Below are 14,712 nucleotides of genomic sequence, written 5' to 3' on the forward strand. Positions count from 1 at the left end.
TGTACAGTTTTATGCAGTTGTTCCCGTATCGGTATCAAACTTTAAATGGAGCCGTTTGGGGATTTCTGGGTCGCTGTTTACTTCATCCATAATCAGTTCACAAACTGGAATGATTTCATCTTTGGCGTATTCACTGCCAATCTTAATTGGGTCGCCTAAACTGGTGGTACCTTGAGGGATGATCCCTGCTTTACCTACTGGGAAGCGATGGCCCACTAGAATATCTTGGGCGGTAATATTCTTAATTCGCTCAAATTCGTCCTTAGTGGCAATGTCGCCCACGGGGATTAGCTGAATCCCTTTCTCTTTGCCGTTTGGAATGTTCACAAACATACTGCGGAAATTACCCACGCCCTTGGAGCTGGCAATGGTTTCCTTCATCTTCTTTTCGTCTTCTTCACTTAGGTTCGGGTCAGAAGCGTAGAAGATAAAGCCCATGTGAGCCCCGTTCTTGTAGTAACGGCGACGAAATAGAGTGGCGTCTTTATTTAGCAAGCTGCTCTGAATACTGCCCAAGTAATCGGGTAACCCATAAACTTGTTGCTGCGGGTCGTACTGAGGTAAGAAGATCACATCTTCTTTGCGGTATTCTCGCTGTTGGTTGTCTCGTTCAAGAATGACAATGTTGCCGTTTTTGCGCCTACGTAAATACATGCCAGGTAACGGGTGCAAACGTACTACACGTTTAAAGCCATCACGGATTTTTAAGAAAGCGCCATCACCAAAGGTGAAGTAGTCGCGGCAAAAAGCTTGAATATGCCTGCGGCGAGTTGAGCCACCTTGTTGGAATCGACCAACCACATAGTTGGCCCGGGCAATCAACAAAGAGCCATGATAGGCGTTGGCTCTGGCAATGTCGGCTAATCCAGTGCGCGAAATTGGCGGTTCCCAATAGTTATCGGAATCGTTGTAAAACAAATCTGAGTAGGAAGTCATCCAACTATTAGAGTCGATAGCTTCGGGTGCGGAGTCGATGTGGTAGACCGACTCGGGTGCTTGTTCTTCTTGTTTGACTAAAGTTTCTGTTTGCTCGGTCATGCTGCAGTTGCCCAAGTTGATTTAGTTGGTGTTGAGTGGTCTAACGGCTCATTAATAATGGCGTGAGAAATTGCCCAAAATGCATCGGCGTGGCCTGTGGTTTGGCTGCGCTCCGCTTTGAATGTCATGGCGTTGCCGCTGGCGGTTGGTACTCGCTTAATCGCCATGAATGCCATAGCAATGTCTTTGTGTTCGGCATCAAATTGAAGTCGTTTGGCTTCTACTATGTCGATCATCTTCATCACAAGGCGGTTTTTGTTTTCGTTGCTGTAGTGAATAGCGTGAGACTCACGCGGGTATTTCTTAGAAATTAAGTCCCAAACACCGCCACCAATGCCCGTGGTATCGACGCCAATGTAAGTGACTTTGTAACGTTGAAATACTTTTTCGATTTCTGAAACGTGATACTGGAAGTTGAGTCCTTTCCAATAGTGCTTTTCCAATACACGGAATTTTTCACCCGCTACGGCAGGCGGTGCCACAACCACCAAGCAGGCATTGTCTCGGGTTCGGGATGGGTCATAACCTAACCAAACCTCTCTACGGGCAAAGGGTTGTTTATTGTTTGGTTTGAAGTCCTGCCAGTGGGCCGCGTCTACCATGCCTTTTTCAAGGTCAGAGAACTTGAAGACAGAAAGCGAACCATCAACAAACACACACATAAACAGGTTGTTGAAGTCGTCTTGGCTGTATTCTTCTCGAAGTTCGTCAATGTCGAATAGGTCACAACCACCATTAGCGGCATCTTCAATGGTGACAACATAACGCCACTGCTTATCGTCGCAGAGTCGGCCACCATCGCGATATTCTTCAAAAGTTGGGAATTCAATCTTGGCGCGAGACTCTTTGCCTTTTCGCCATTGGTCGCCCGTCCAAAATGGGTAAGCCTGGTGCATTTTTGAAGACGGTGTAGAAAAGTAGGTTTTACGCCACTTCTTATGCGTAGCCATTGCTGAAGCAAGTTTGTTCAGCTCATCAAACTTAGGTATCCAGAAATATTCATCAACATAAACATGGCCGTGGTAGCTCTGGGCTGTTTTGCTATTGGTTGATAGGAAACGTAGTTCTGCGCCGTTAGAAAGAATGATCGGGTTGCCGGTTAACTCGATGTCTAAGAACTCTTTGCCAATGGCAATAATGTAGCTGCGGAAAACTTCCGCTTGAGCGCGAGAAGCAGAAAGGAATATTTGGTTATCGCCCGTTAGAATTGCATCTTCTAACGCTTCACCGCTGAAATAGTAAGTCGCACCGATTTGGCGTGATTTAAGGATGTTGCGAATACGCTGCTTAATATTGTTACGCATGACATGCTGATATTCGAACAGCGATTCATGCCAGCGTTTAAAGTCTTCTTCGGCTAGGTGCTCAATGCTGTTTTTCTTTCGGCTCTTTTTGCGATTGCTGTTACCACCACGGCCTTGGTTGGCTGGTTCAGTATCATTAGCCTTCGAGCTGCCTTGCGAAAGCATGCGTTCCGCTTTGGCTTTTGCATCGGCATTCGCTTTTAGCAGCTTAACGTGATGGTCTATGAGTTTATCCATCTCTTTAAGCTGCTGATCGCTTTTCTCGTCTTTATCAATTAACACGGCCAAACGGCGGTTAATCATTTCCTCTACAGAAAGTTCGTTCAACAACAAAGCCCAGCCGAATTTCTCCGCCCAGGTATAAATGATGCGGTCACTATTTAGGTTAAGTTGCGCCGCTATTTCCTTTGGAGGTAATCCGCGTAAATAAAGCTTTTTCGCGGCCTCTTTTATTTCGTCTGAATATGCCATAGCTGCATCATACGCCCCGAAAACGCTCAAATGGCTAAGTGAAATTCGGATGAATTCGGATTTAGCCAAAATCCGAATTTATAGGAATTGAAGTGGCTGAAACCACTCATTCAAAGGCGTATTGTTTGCCGTACATAAGATTCATTTGACGTAATTTAATTAGGCAAACAACAAGCATGAGTAAAACCAGTGATTGGAAAATTGTTGCTACAGAAGGCGCAACCGTAGACGGTCGCCAGATTACAGCAGCATGGATTAAAGACATGGCATCGTTGTATTCAACTTCTGAATACACAGCAATGATTTGGCCTGAGCATGCTCGTTCTCATTGGAACGTGTTTGAAGGTAAGAACTGGGGTGTTGTCGAAGAGCTCAAAGCTGAGAAGAAAGACGGCAAGCTGCGTTTGTTCGCCAAGATTACGCCTAACCAATATTTGCTAGATGCTAACCAAGACGGCCAGAAGCTATTCACATCTATTGAACCGAATCCAGATTACAAGGGCGAAGGGCGCTGTTACCTAATGGGCCTAGCTGTGACTGACTCCCCAGCATCTACAGGAACAGACCGCCTTGAGTTCTCACGTAAGCAAGGTGAAGTCACCAAGATTGAGTGTAGCGACCTTGAGGAATTAGACGTGTCAGAGTGCTTCACGACAAATCCCATATCTAAGTTTTTCTCGGACTTGGCAAAGCATTTCCAAACTGGTGGGGAACTGCCAGCAATTAAACCTGTAGAGCCTGAACCAGAGGACATTGACGTGACTCCAGAGCAACTAGAAGCGCTATTTGATAAGAAATTTGGCGCACTTAAAGGCGAACTCGTAGAAGAGTTTGGCTTGCAAAAACCAGAACCAAAGCCAGCGCCGGAAGTAAAACCGGAAGGTGCAACAGTAGAGCAATTCTCTGCAACGCTAGACGAAAAGCTTAAACCGCTTGTTGAAAAAGTGACTGGCTTAGAAACGAAATTCAACGAACTTTCGCAAGAAGTACCAGGCCAAGAGCCAGGTGACTCGGGTGCAAGTGACACAATGCAAGGGGTATTTTAATGCTAAATGCTGTTTCAACTAAGTATCTGGCCGAATTTAGCCTTTCAGTAGCCAAAGCTGCTGGGCTAGAAGTCCCTTACGGTACTTTCAATATCACACCACCAATGGAAACGGCATTGCGCCAAGCGATTCTAGAATCGCATGAATTCCTTGGCATGATCTCGTTGTTGCCAGTTCAACAAATTAAAGGCCAAGTAGTTGATGTTGGTAACGATGGTCTTTCCACTGGTCGTACGTCATCAGGTCGCTTTAGCCGTGAAATGGGTCAAAGTGGTAATACGTACGAACTGACAAAAACAGATTCTGGTGCTCACATTCTGTGGGAAACAATGACGCAATGGGCTAACTCTGGCAAGAAAGGCGAGTGGCTTAAACTAATGCTAAATGCGATTTCACGCATCTTCGCTTTAGATATTCTGCGTGTCGGTTTTAACGGTACCTCTATTGCCACACCAACAGACCCAGATGCTAACCCGCTAGGTCAAGACGTTAACAAAGGTTGGTTAACCATTGTTAAAGAGAAGAAAGCTAGCCAAGTATTAGCATCTGCAAAACTGGACCCAACAGGTGCAGCGGCTGACTCATACAAGAACCTAGACTCGTTGGCACAAGACCTTATCAACACAACCATTGCGCCAGAACACCGCCAAGACCCTGATCTTGTTGTGCTGGTCGGTTCGGATTTAGTAGCAGCCGAACAGCACCGCTTACTTGATGCGGCAAATTCGCCAACAGAGCATAAAGCTGCTCAAGCGCTAGCTAAAACCATTGCGGGTAAAAAGGCATATACACCGCCGTTCTTCCCTGCTGATCAGCTTTGGGTTACGAACACTAAGAACCTTCAAGTTCTTACGCAAGCCAATACTCAACAGCGTCGCCAGAAAAACAACGATGACGAATTGCGCTTCGAGGCTAACCATATTCGCATGGAAGGCTACGCAGTGGGCAACCTTAAAAAGTTCGCTGCAATTGAATCGGTCACCGTTGTAGAACCTGCAGTTTAATGGAGTGAAAAATGGTTAGCCCATTAGCAAAACAGCGGAAGCAATTACTTGAAATGCAAGCTAACCAGTCTGCGCCAGAAACCGTTTCTGGTGTAGACACCGACAGCCTGCACATCAAACTGATTGAGTTTGAAGAAGACCGCAAGTATTTGCGTTCCTTCAATGCGATTGCTGATCGTGTAGAGCATAAGCGCAATATCTTGGTACCGAAATACAAGCCGTATGTTCAAGCCTACTTAGAAAGTGGTGAGCAGTTCGAAAACCCAATCTTCACCAATATGGTGATCTGGCTATTTGATATTAAAGAGCTGGATACCGCAATTGAGTGGTGCATAAAGGCAATCGAACGTGACTTGCCAACGCCAGAGAACTTCCGCCGTGACTGGCCGACATTCTGTGCTGATGAAGTACTGGCTTGGGCCGAAAGCGAGTCTGAACGTGGTAACTCTATTGAACCTTACTTCTCCAATGTGTTTGAGAAGATCGAAAAAGATTGGCGTTTACACGAAAAGGTTCACGCCAAGTGGTTCAAGTTTGCAGGCTTATACCTGATTCGAAATGAAGAAGGCCAACCGCAAGCGACAGCAATCGGCAACTTGGAAACGTTGGAAAAGGCTTTGGCTCTGCTTCAACACGCCCACGATAAGCACAGCAAAGTGGGTGTGGGTACCCAAATCAAGAAAATTGAACAACGAATTCGTGCCATTAAAGACGGCAAGAATCTTTAAAGACTCCTACGCCACCGCGCCTCGGCTGGTGAGGTAAGAGAAGCCAATAAGCTAACTCGATACCGTCGACCCAGTGGCTAGAGGTGCACTTATTTACTTACGTTGAAAAACAAGGGAATCGTGATGAGCTTTGGTGGAAAAGTTAACAGTGCAGCCAATACCGCCATATCTGGTGAAGGTTGGCCGGATTTATCAACCGATGAATTCCGCCAATTGCGCCGTATTCCTCACACCTTTGACAACGATTCTATGGCCGCAGCTGTGAGTATTGCGGCTCTGAATATCCAACAACGACTTGCAAGCCTGTTGGTTGACGATATTCCGCCACAGTTAAGCTCAGCCAAAACAGCTGCATATAAACGCGCGGTTTATGGTTTGGCTCATGCTGACCTATTGCCAGAGTTCGCCACGCAAGACCGCCGCAAAGAAGGTGAGAGCGTAGCGACAGATGAACCAGAACAAGAGTCACGTTTTGTCACCCAAAGCAATCAAGACGTGCGCTTGTTACTTGGTCGTAGTGCAAATGGGATTGCTTCGATATGAGCGAAACAGCTTACAACAAAACTAAGCTGGAGCACTTAACGGATTACATCGTTAGCCACCTAAACAGCAATGTGCTTGATAACAAAATTGATGCTTGGCAAGAGAACGGCTCGATAGTGCCAAGCGGGGAAGACCGTGGAAACGATGGCTATATCGCCTGTTATTGGAAATACAACGCGGTGGTGTCGGTTGAGGAGTTTCCTCACCAGTTATTAGATCCACGTTGTTTGTTAGCTCTGGTTGCCTGTTGGTTAAGTGACCATGAAGAAGACCGAAACGAACAGGAACTAGAAGACCCAACGCTATCGGTGGATGTGATCAGTAATGAAGTTGCTGATGTGAGCATAGAGCTTGAGCTGATGGAGCCTATCGAGTTGGTACCAGATTCAGAAGCCGGAATGATTACCTGGCGCGGAATTAAATACCGAGTTCAAGCCGTAGAGATTTACACCGCAGAAGAAGCGGAGTTGGTGAATGAAACCGACGATTAGTGCGAATAAAAGGGATGTGCTCAACATGCAAGAAAAGCTTGCCATGTTAGCACTACCACCCAAAAAGCGAGTTTGGATACTGAAAACCCTTGGTCGCTGGGAAAAAGCCAATACACGCAAACGCATTCAGCAACAGAAAGATATTCACGGGCAAGCATTACAGCCCAAAAAAGGGAAGAAGCGCGGCAAAGTGATGCGCCGTATGGCGAAAGGGTTAACCCCTTATGTACGAAACGCCAACATGCTCGACCTAACTTGGAGCAACAAGCTCACCGCAAGAATTGCAGCCAGGCATCACGTTGGTCAAAAGCAAAAAATGACCAAGCGCCAAATGCAAAAGCGATGGGGAACACCAGACTATTCCGCGCCTTGCTCGAAAGGGCAAGCGCGAAAGCTAAGGGAACTGGGTTACACGGTACCGAGAAAAAGCGGCAAAGGACGGAAAAAGCCAAGCCTTCGTCTATTGATGGAAACCGTTACCCATGGGCAAGCAGGGCAAATTATCCGGGAGCTGAGCAATCAGCCCAATGTCACCGCTTGGGATATCCCATTAGCAGAACGCCAGATATTAGGCAGTAACGAACGCGAAGTAACCCGCCAACTCATAAAGATCTTTGAGCAGGCCAAGACGCGAACATAAGCGAGGAAATAACCAATGGCAACCGGAAAGGTAGAGGTAAACAACCTCAATTTAGGGCAAGGCGGGATTCCAGAGATTGAACGCCACCTGCTCTACATCGGGCGAACGGATAAAGCCGAACTGCAAGGCAAAGTTACCCGTGTAAACAACATGACCAACCTTGATGAAGTGGTCGCTGATGATGCGCTAGGCGCAAACGTCAAAGCTGCGCAGCTCAATGGTAAACAAAACTGGACGGGTGCCATCTTCGGTTTGGCAGATGGTGACTCTTGGGAAGACGCTGTAGATACTGCCAATCTTACCGACTCTTTCGAAGGTATTTGTATTGTTGACGTTGTGGCCGACAAAGCCGAGTTCACAACGGTGCAAGACAAAGCAACAGAGCTAACGAGCAAACTTGGTCGTTGGGTGTTCTTCCTTGCTGCGTGTGCTGGTATTGATGCAGATACCCAAACGTGGTCGGACTATGAAACAGCCATGCTAGCCCTAGTGAAAGATGTGGCAGCAAATATGGTCACGCCAGTGCCAATGCTTAACGGCAATAATGTCGGTGTGCTTGGTGGTCGCTTATGTGATCGCGCTGTCACCGTAGCCGATAGCCCAATGCGAGTCGCAACGGGAAGTCTATTAGGTCTTGGTGAAATGCCAGTGGATAGCGCAGGTAAACCACTTGAAATGAGCACTATTTCAGCGCTAGCCGATGCGCGTTATTCACTGCCCCAGTGGTACGCCGATATGGAAGGCGTTTACTGGACAGATGCCACCACGCTGGAAGCGAAAGGCGGAGACTATCAATACCTTGAATATGTTCGCCCCGTTCACAAACTGAATCGCCGCGTTCGAATTAAAGCGATTCGTCGTATTGCTGACCGCATTCTTAATTCAACACCACCAAGTATCGAGCTCAACCGCACTTACTTCAGTAAAGACATGCGCGACATGTCGAAGACCACTGAGATTGGCGGCATTCCGTTCCCTGGTGAAATCATGCCACCACGCGATGAAGATGTGTCAATTCAGTGGATGACTAAAACCAAAGTAAACATTGGCTTAATGGTTCGCCCTCATAACTGCCCGAAACACATTGTGGTCAACATTGGGCTTGATCTCTCTAACCCTGCAGATTCGGAGGCATAACCAATGAGCATGCGTATTTCTGGCAAGAACATGCACTTTTCAATGGGCGACTACAAGTTGAAAGCGCAAAAAGTCACCTTATCTATTACCGACAATTCCGCCGTGAATAAAACCTCTGGTGTGCCAGATGGTTATGTCGATGGTGATGTAGAAGCAAGTGGTGAAATGGAGCTCACAACGCAGCAGTTTAACCAGTTGAGCAAAGCCGCAAAACAAGCCGGTTCTTGGCGTGGTCTGCCTGCCTTTGACGCTCTGTTCTACGGCAAGATTGATAAAGATGAGCTGAAAGTAGAAGCCTTTGGTTGTCGAATCAAAATTTCTGATTTGCTCGATGTGGATTCTAACGGTGGTAGCGCACTGGTTCACAAACTGCCGTTTGAAGTAACAAGCCCAGATTTTGTGAATATTAACGGTGTTCCATACTTGCGCTCAGATGAAACCGAAGACTTGGTGCAGTAAGAAGGGGGCGTGATGTCTGATGTTATCGACCATGCCAGTGGCCTTGAAACCCAATTCACAGAAGTGGCGCTTGCCAACCAACTGGCAAGGGCTAAGCGAATTGAACAACGGGAAAGCGCACAGGAATGCGGCGAATGTGGCGACCCAATACCCGAAGAACGCCGCCAAAAAGTACCAGGGTGCCAATATTGCACCCAGTGCCAAAGCGACATGGAGAGAATGACGCGATGAAACTAGGAAAGCTCTTTGTTGAGCATGTGATTAAGCCTGTTCTTGACCATTTAGATATGGCAACAGGCGGACACGGAAAAATGAACACGCAAGCCGCTATCAATCTGATTTTGATGATTGTGGCTCATGAGTCTGGAAAGTTGACCTATTCAAAACAGGTTCGTGGTCCTGCTCTTGGTTTTACCCAGATGGAGCCAGCGACATTCCGATGGTTGATTGAGTGGTTAGGCAAATCGCGCCCTCACTTGCTGGATGCTTTATCTATGTTTGGGCCTGTTGGTGCTGATCCTATTTGTGAAAGCGATGCGGATTATATGGTGATTTCCCCTCAGTTTGCGGTTGCTACTGCACGGTTGAACTTGATTCGGTTCCCAGAAGCTCTGCCCGAAGCGGATGATTTGGAAGGGCTTGCGCGATACGCCAAAAAGTATTGGAACACTCACGTAGGTAAGGCTACTGAAGCGGATTACCTCAACGCATACAAATCCATGGTTGGAGAAGATTAATGAGCTTTTTAACTGGAATTATCGGCAAAACCTTACTCGAAGTTTTGAAAGGCCTGTTCTTTCAAATCGGTTGGAAAATCATTCTTGAACGCTTTGCGACTCGCTTGGTGGTGTGGGGCTTGGAAACACTAAAAGGCTTAAGCACAAATGATGTTCTTCAAGAAACAGTTGACGACATCATTGCAGCACTTCAGGGCAAACGCTTGAAGGAAATCCCACAGAAGGAATAGCGATGGACTCATCATGGTTATCGGTGGGAGTGGCGATTATTGCGTTGGTCATCACCATTATCAATCTGGTATTTGGCAGAACGGATAAAGGGCAAACCACAGCCCGAGACCATGACCGCCGTATCCATGATTGTGAACTGGCAATAGAGCGACAACGCGGTGATGTAGCAGAAAAGTACGCCACCAAACACGAACTGCGGGAAGCCGTAGACGACTTGAAAGAATCAATTAACGGACGGTTCGACCGTCTAGATGCAAAGTTAGATAAAACAGAGCGAGAAGCAGCATGACACAAACAATCATTTTAAACGTTGGTGAAGACGAACTTGAATTCAAACCAACGCCAGCCGAGTACGATGAAGCACAGAATACCACCATGCAAGGTGATATCAGCAGTGCTGCACACAACTTCTTGATGAGCTGTGTTAGCGAAGGTTCAAAAGAAGCCTTGCGAAAAATTACTAAGCAGAACGCGGGTGCTGCAACGCAGATTTATGGCGCACTTCTAAAGGAGTACACGCCTAAGCTTTCCATCTCGGTAAAAAAATAGATGGGCTTGTCGCTGCCATTGATAGTAGCGACAGGCAAAAAATGTATGCGTGGCGGCGAAAGTGGCTACCTAATGAACCGGATACTGATCAGAACCTAGCTTATGCGATTTGGTTAGAGAAGAACCATTGGGAAAACATGCAAGCCGTCACCGCTAGCGGTGTAGCCAAAGCCTTTGGCGGTTAACCACTAAGCCTCAGTTCGCAAAGTAAGTAGAGAATTGTTGATGTTACCAGAAGCACTCAGATTTCAAGTTGGACTCATTGACCAGATTTCAAAACCTCTGGGCAATATTCAACGACAAATGACCGATGTCACCAACACCTATCGTCAAGGTACTCATACCATGATGGCGGGTGCGGCAGGCATGGTGGGTGCTGGCTTCGCATTACAACAAGCCTTGATGCCAGCCATTGAAATGGACCGAAAGCTAGGTGAAGTTAAATCACTTGGTGTTGCTGATGATCAGCTGCAAACCCTAGCTCAAACAGCGATGAAGTTTTCCGTCGAATATGGCAAGTCGGCCACTGAGTTTGTGGATTCAAGTTACAAAATTCAATCAGCGATTTCGTCTCTGAAAGGCAATGAACTTTCAGAGCTTACCCATATTTCTGGCGTTCTGGCAGCTGCAACAAAAGCAGATACTGAGACCATCACAGGTTACATGGGGCAGATGCACAAAATCTTTAACGATGATGCTGTGCAAATGGGTAATGTCGCATGGGCGCAAAAACTCGCAGGTCAAACAGCAACTGTTGTGAAAATGTTCAATACGGAAGGTAAGGAAATGGCTGCAGCCTTTCAGAACTTTCAGAGCATCGGTACGAAAAACAATATTGCGATGGAAGAGCAGTTTGCAGTGTTGGGTACGTTGCAAGCTATAACTCAGTCGGGTTCTAGGGCTGGTACACAATACTCTTCTTTCCTTCAAGGTGTAGCTAAAGCTCAGGGCAAGCTTGGTCATAAAGTTGCCTTTCAAAATCAAGATGGAAGCATGAAGTCTGTAATAGACATCATGGGGCAACTGAAAACTCTGTATGGGGACACACTCGAACTTTCAGAACAGGCTGAGCTAAAAGAAGCATTTGGAGGTCAGCAAGCAGTTAATTTCATTATGAATATGATGAATGAAACTGATGGACTAAATAAGTCAATCAAGCAATTGCAAGACGTATCGGGGCTGAAAGAAGCGAGAGACATGGCGCACACCATGACCGACCAGTGGGAACGACTCGAACAAGGCGTGTTTGCAGTGCGGACGGCTTTTGGTGCAGCGTTGCTGCCTGCTCTATTACCAGTGGTTTCAAACCTAGCCGATGGCGCGATGGAAATTATTCGATGGACTGAGCTTTTTCCCAACATCACGAAATATGTGGGATATGCCGCTGTTGCCATGTTGGGGTTGGTTGCAGCAGGTGGCCTACTTACTGTAGTTGCGGGAGCGTTAAGTATCTTAATGAGCCCAATCACGCTGATAGTTACGGGAATTGGTTTAGCTATTGGTGCTGTTGTGGGGTTGATCGTTTATTGGGACAAAGTAAAGGCTGCGTTCGGAGACACCGCGATGTTTAAGGCGTTGGAAAATGGAATTGCAATGCTGCGAGGTTCCTTTGGCTTTTTATATCAAGCAATTGAACCTCTATTTCCATTATTTAAGTGGGTAGGCGTTGCGCTTTTTGAAGTGATAAAAGTTTTAGCAGAGGTCGGAATTGGAGTGTTCTCTAACTTGATCACCGGAGGAATCCAATTTGTTTCCTATGTTCTTACCGCAATCGTGTCAGGTGTATCTCTCGTTATAGGTGTGTTCAGTAAGTTATTCCAATTCCTATCTGCCGGTTGGCAATGGGTGGTGAGTGGCTTCACCGATACCAGTGGATTTGCTTTCATTGGGCAAATGGCCGACTCGATGCGCAACATCTTTGGAAGCGTATTTAGCTGGTTCACTGATCAGTTAGCGGGTATTTGGGAAAACTTGAAAGGGCTCGTTGATTGGCTACCAGGTTTCGGCAGTGATGATGAAACGGCACCGGTGAAATCTAAGTCAGTCCAAAGCGCGACACCTTACGCACAAGTTCAACCAGGTGGCGCGGCCAAGAATATTGCTAGTTACCAAAACAGTTCAACTAGTTACGGCGAAATTAATATGTATGTTCAGCAGATGAACAATCCACAGGACATGCATACAGAACTTGAATTTGCGGCAGGCTAATGGCGGATTATATCTATCAAGACATCCTAATTGAAAACGGTGACGTGGTACTCGATGCAGGCCGAAACCCTGTATTGATTCAAGACCGAGCAGTGATCGCCCAAGACATTAAACACGCCATCATTGAAAGCAATTTAGCGGTTGATCTCATTGCAGAGCGCAGCCCATCAAAGAAAGCGGATATTCGCACCAAGTTGGAATTGTTGGTTGAAGAAGATGTTCGCCTAGTGCCGGGTACTGTGAGATTAGAAGAACCGACAGAAGGCACGATTTATGTTTTCGCCACGACTGCAGACTTTGGCGATGTAACTCTTGATATAAAAACTTCGGAGACAACCAATGTCTGATATTCCTAAGCCAGATTACGCCGAACTGGTAAAGCAATCCGGTATCCCTACCGATGCAGCCAGTTGGAAAAAAGTGCTGAAAGAGGAAATGGAAAAGGAAGAGTGCATTATCTCTAACGACTCGCTTTTCTCACCGTTCTGGCGCTTGATTGAATCGGCAGTGGTACAAGTGACCTTGTGGCTCATCAATACATTATTGGTGGGCTACGTTCTACCGAACATGTTTGTTGCAACCGCTGTAGACCAATGGCTAGACCTGCTTGCATGGCAGTGCAAACTCACTCGTAAAGAAGCAACTAAAGCCAAAGGTTTGATCGCCTTCCAACGTGCAGCAGCGAAAGGGCCAGCGTTAGTCATTCCAAAAGATACGTGGATTCAGACCGAACCCATTAACGGCAATATCTACCGCGTTCGTGTGCTAGCTGATACCACATTGCCAGAAAATGAAACCATGGTAATGGTCGATGTTGACGCGGAAAGTGAAGGTGCTGCCTACAACCTTGGTGAAGGTTACTACCATATTTTGCCTACTGCGATACCAGGTATTGCAGCAGCGACGAACCCAGCCGAATGGCTAACCGCTGCAGGTGCCGACAAAGAAAGCAACGATGAGCTTCGCTTACGTATTCGCAACCAGTGGAGCGCGGTTGCTAAATGGCACATTGATGCGGCTTATCGTTCATTGCTGACCAGTCGCGCAGGCATTAACGAAGATAACGTGTATTTCGAGCATAACGCTCCACGTGGGCCTGGTACCGCGAACGCTTACATTCTGCTTGATACGGGTGAACCATCACCGGAAATGCTCACCGACTTAAACACCTATATTCGCAACCAAGGGCAACACGGCCATGGTGATGATCTACAGGTGATGGCGATGCCAGAAACGCAAGCCGATATTGTTTGCCATGTGTGGCCGCTTCGCTCACTCACGATGGATGAGCGCACCCAGTTAAAAGCGGCTGTTGAAAAGTTCATTGGCGCGGCATTCCGCGAGAACACCGATTATTCGCCAACAGTTACTAATCCAGTGTTGCGATTTAGCTTCTCCAAATTAGGCCAAGAGCTACACGGCCAGTTTGCACAGATTGAATCACTCGAATTCGATAACGCCGACATCATTAACAACCTAACGGTGCCACGCATTCAGACGTTGGAGGTATCCATTGAAAATACCTGAGATAAACCTGCGTTACTGGATGGGTAGAGGCGAACTCGCCAAGTTCGCCCGAGCGCTACGCAACTATTGGGAACATGTGAAAGCTGCATTTGAAATGCCGTTGCAACAACATGACCCACTGACCGCCCCAATTGCTTTGGTCAACATTCTGGCTTGGCAGCGTGGAGTGGAAAAGCTAGGCCAAGAGCCCGAATACCTGTTTCGAATTCGTGTGGCTCATGCTTATGGGTTTTCTCGTGATGCTGGCTCAGTGTCCGGATGGGAGGAGATGTTTGAAAAACTCGGCTATCCGCACATTACCCAAGATGAAAGGTTAGTGAACGTCGATTGGGATGTGATCAGCCTGAAGATTCGAGATGGTGACTTAACCAAGGTACCGAAATTATTAGACACGGTGGTTCGCCAGTATGGGCGTACTTGTCGTCGTTACCAATACACCAGTTATGTCGAAATGCCGTTGGCTGCGCGAAGTAAGAACATCGAGGCGCAATACTCAACGTCACACGTTAAGACACGGATAAACGTTGGCATGTTACCGAACATGTTCAATGTCGATTGTGAATATTACCAAGCCACTGCGAAAGGCTAAGGAATTATAA

Annotated in this window: 20 protein-coding genes; 18 read left to right on the forward strand and 2 right to left on the reverse strand. The window is 46.9% G+C overall.

Translation table 11 applies throughout. From position 1 onward, the window contains the following. Positions 1 to 9 precede the first annotated feature (9 nt). Positions 10 to 1,038, reverse strand: coding sequence for a phage portal protein (locus VFDL14_RS08490; RefSeq protein ID WP_032551931.1), 1,029 nt, complete (start codon positions 1,036 to 1,038; stop codon positions 10 to 12). Continuing rightward, entirely contained in the window at positions 1,035 to 2,813 is a 1,779-nt protein-coding gene (locus VFDL14_RS08485; protein ID WP_032551932.1) for a terminase large subunit domain-containing protein, read from the reverse strand. Before VFDL14_RS08485 ends, VFDL14_RS08490 begins: the two co-directional genes overlap by 4 nt. Positions 2,814 to 2,989: 176 nt before the next feature. Here VFDL14_RS08485 and VFDL14_RS08480 point away from each other — a divergent pair, with 176 nt between their 5' ends. From VFDL14_RS08480 to VFDL14_RS08400, 18 genes are all read left to right on the forward strand, one after another. Next, positions 2,990 to 3,859 (forward strand): GPO family capsid scaffolding protein, encoded by an 870-nt coding sequence (locus VFDL14_RS08480; RefSeq protein ID WP_032551934.1) that lies wholly within the window; start codon positions 2,990 to 2,992, stop codon positions 3,857 to 3,859. Further along, positions 3,859 to 4,863 carry a phage major capsid protein, P2 family gene (locus VFDL14_RS08475; protein WP_029852564.1) on the forward strand — a complete coding sequence of 335 codons (1,005 nt, stop codon included), beginning with the start codon at positions 3,859 to 3,861 and terminating at the stop codon, positions 4,861 to 4,863. Before VFDL14_RS08480 ends, VFDL14_RS08475 begins: the two co-directional genes overlap by 1 nt. Before the next feature lie 11 nt (positions 4,864 to 4,874). Then, on the forward strand, positions 4,875 to 5,591 hold the full coding sequence (gene gpM / locus VFDL14_RS08470) for a phage terminase small subunit (RefSeq protein ID WP_032551935.1): 717 nt from the start codon (positions 4,875 to 4,877) through the stop codon (positions 5,589 to 5,591). A gap of 123 nt (positions 5,592 to 5,714) precedes the next feature. Continuing rightward, the gene (locus tag VFDL14_RS08465; protein ID WP_032551936.1) at positions 5,715 to 6,134 is read left to right on the forward strand and encodes a head completion/stabilization protein; all 420 of its coding nucleotides are present in this window, start codon (positions 5,715 to 5,717) and stop codon (positions 6,132 to 6,134) included. Further along, complete coding sequence (locus tag VFDL14_RS08460) at positions 6,131 to 6,625, forward strand: phage tail protein (RefSeq protein WP_032551937.1); 495 nt, start codon at positions 6,131 to 6,133, stop codon at positions 6,623 to 6,625. Before VFDL14_RS08465 ends, VFDL14_RS08460 begins: the two co-directional genes overlap by 4 nt. Next, positions 6,609 to 7,265, forward strand: a complete 657-nt coding sequence (locus VFDL14_RS08455) for a virion morphogenesis protein (RefSeq protein ID WP_032551938.1) — start codon at positions 6,609 to 6,611, stop codon at positions 7,263 to 7,265. Before VFDL14_RS08460 ends, VFDL14_RS08455 begins: the two co-directional genes overlap by 17 nt. A gap of 15 nt (positions 7,266 to 7,280) precedes the next feature. Continuing rightward, positions 7,281 to 8,402, forward strand: a complete 1,122-nt coding sequence (locus VFDL14_RS08450; protein ID WP_032551939.1) for a DUF2586 domain-containing protein — start codon at positions 7,281 to 7,283, stop codon at positions 8,400 to 8,402. Positions 8,403 to 8,405: 3 nt separating this feature from the next. Then, positions 8,406 to 8,861 carry a phage protein gene (locus VFDL14_RS08445; RefSeq protein WP_010437010.1) on the forward strand — a complete coding sequence of 152 codons (456 nt, stop codon included), beginning with the start codon at positions 8,406 to 8,408 and terminating at the stop codon, positions 8,859 to 8,861. Between the two features lie 12 nt (positions 8,862 to 8,873). Continuing rightward, a complete protein-coding gene (locus VFDL14_RS08440; protein WP_010437011.1) occupies positions 8,874 to 9,092 on the forward strand; it encodes a TraR/DksA C4-type zinc finger protein in 219 nt (72 codons plus the stop codon). Further along, a complete protein-coding gene (locus tag VFDL14_RS08435; protein ID WP_032551940.1) occupies positions 9,089 to 9,598 on the forward strand; it encodes a hypothetical protein in 510 nt (169 codons plus the stop codon). Before VFDL14_RS08440 ends, VFDL14_RS08435 begins: the two co-directional genes overlap by 4 nt. Then, entirely contained in the window at positions 9,598 to 9,828 is a 231-nt protein-coding gene (locus tag VFDL14_RS08430) for a hypothetical protein (protein ID WP_010437017.1), read from the forward strand. Before VFDL14_RS08435 ends, VFDL14_RS08430 begins: the two co-directional genes overlap by 1 nt. A 2-nt stretch (positions 9,829 to 9,830) precedes the next feature. Continuing rightward, positions 9,831 to 10,118, forward strand: a complete 288-nt coding sequence (locus VFDL14_RS08425; RefSeq protein ID WP_010437019.1) for a hypothetical protein — start codon at positions 9,831 to 9,833, stop codon at positions 10,116 to 10,118. Next, the gene (locus tag VFDL14_RS08420; RefSeq protein WP_032551941.1) at positions 10,115 to 10,378 is read left to right on the forward strand and encodes a putative phage tail assembly chaperone; all 264 of its coding nucleotides are present in this window, start codon (positions 10,115 to 10,117) and stop codon (positions 10,376 to 10,378) included. Before VFDL14_RS08425 ends, VFDL14_RS08420 begins: the two co-directional genes overlap by 4 nt. 41 nt (positions 10,379 to 10,419) lie before the next feature. Further along, positions 10,420 to 10,563 carry a DUF6890 family protein gene (locus tag VFDL14_RS24720; RefSeq protein WP_167332346.1) on the forward strand — a complete coding sequence of 48 codons (144 nt, stop codon included), beginning with the start codon at positions 10,420 to 10,422 and terminating at the stop codon, positions 10,561 to 10,563. A 40-nt stretch (positions 10,564 to 10,603) separates the two neighbouring features. After that, positions 10,604 to 12,586, forward strand: a complete 1,983-nt coding sequence (locus VFDL14_RS08415) for a phage tail tape measure protein (RefSeq protein ID WP_032551942.1) — start codon at positions 10,604 to 10,606, stop codon at positions 12,584 to 12,586. Then, positions 12,586 to 12,933 (forward strand): DUF2590 family protein, encoded by a 348-nt coding sequence (locus VFDL14_RS08410; protein WP_032551943.1) that lies wholly within the window; start codon positions 12,586 to 12,588, stop codon positions 12,931 to 12,933. Before VFDL14_RS08415 ends, VFDL14_RS08410 begins: the two co-directional genes overlap by 1 nt. Next, a complete protein-coding gene (locus VFDL14_RS08405; RefSeq protein WP_032551944.1) occupies positions 12,926 to 14,113 on the forward strand; it encodes a baseplate J/gp47 family protein in 1,188 nt (395 codons plus the stop codon). The genes VFDL14_RS08410 and VFDL14_RS08405 overlap by 8 nt, the downstream gene beginning before the upstream one ends. After that, a complete protein-coding gene (locus VFDL14_RS08400) occupies positions 14,100 to 14,702 on the forward strand; it encodes a phage tail protein (RefSeq protein WP_050487441.1) in 603 nt (200 codons plus the stop codon). Before VFDL14_RS08405 ends, VFDL14_RS08400 begins: the two co-directional genes overlap by 14 nt. The last annotated feature ends 10 nt before the right edge of the window (positions 14,703 to 14,712 follow it).

The sequence above is a fragment of the Vibrio fortis genome (genome assembly GCF_000695685.1).
GTDB lineage: Bacteria > Pseudomonadota > Gammaproteobacteria > Enterobacterales > Vibrionaceae > Vibrio > Vibrio fortis_A.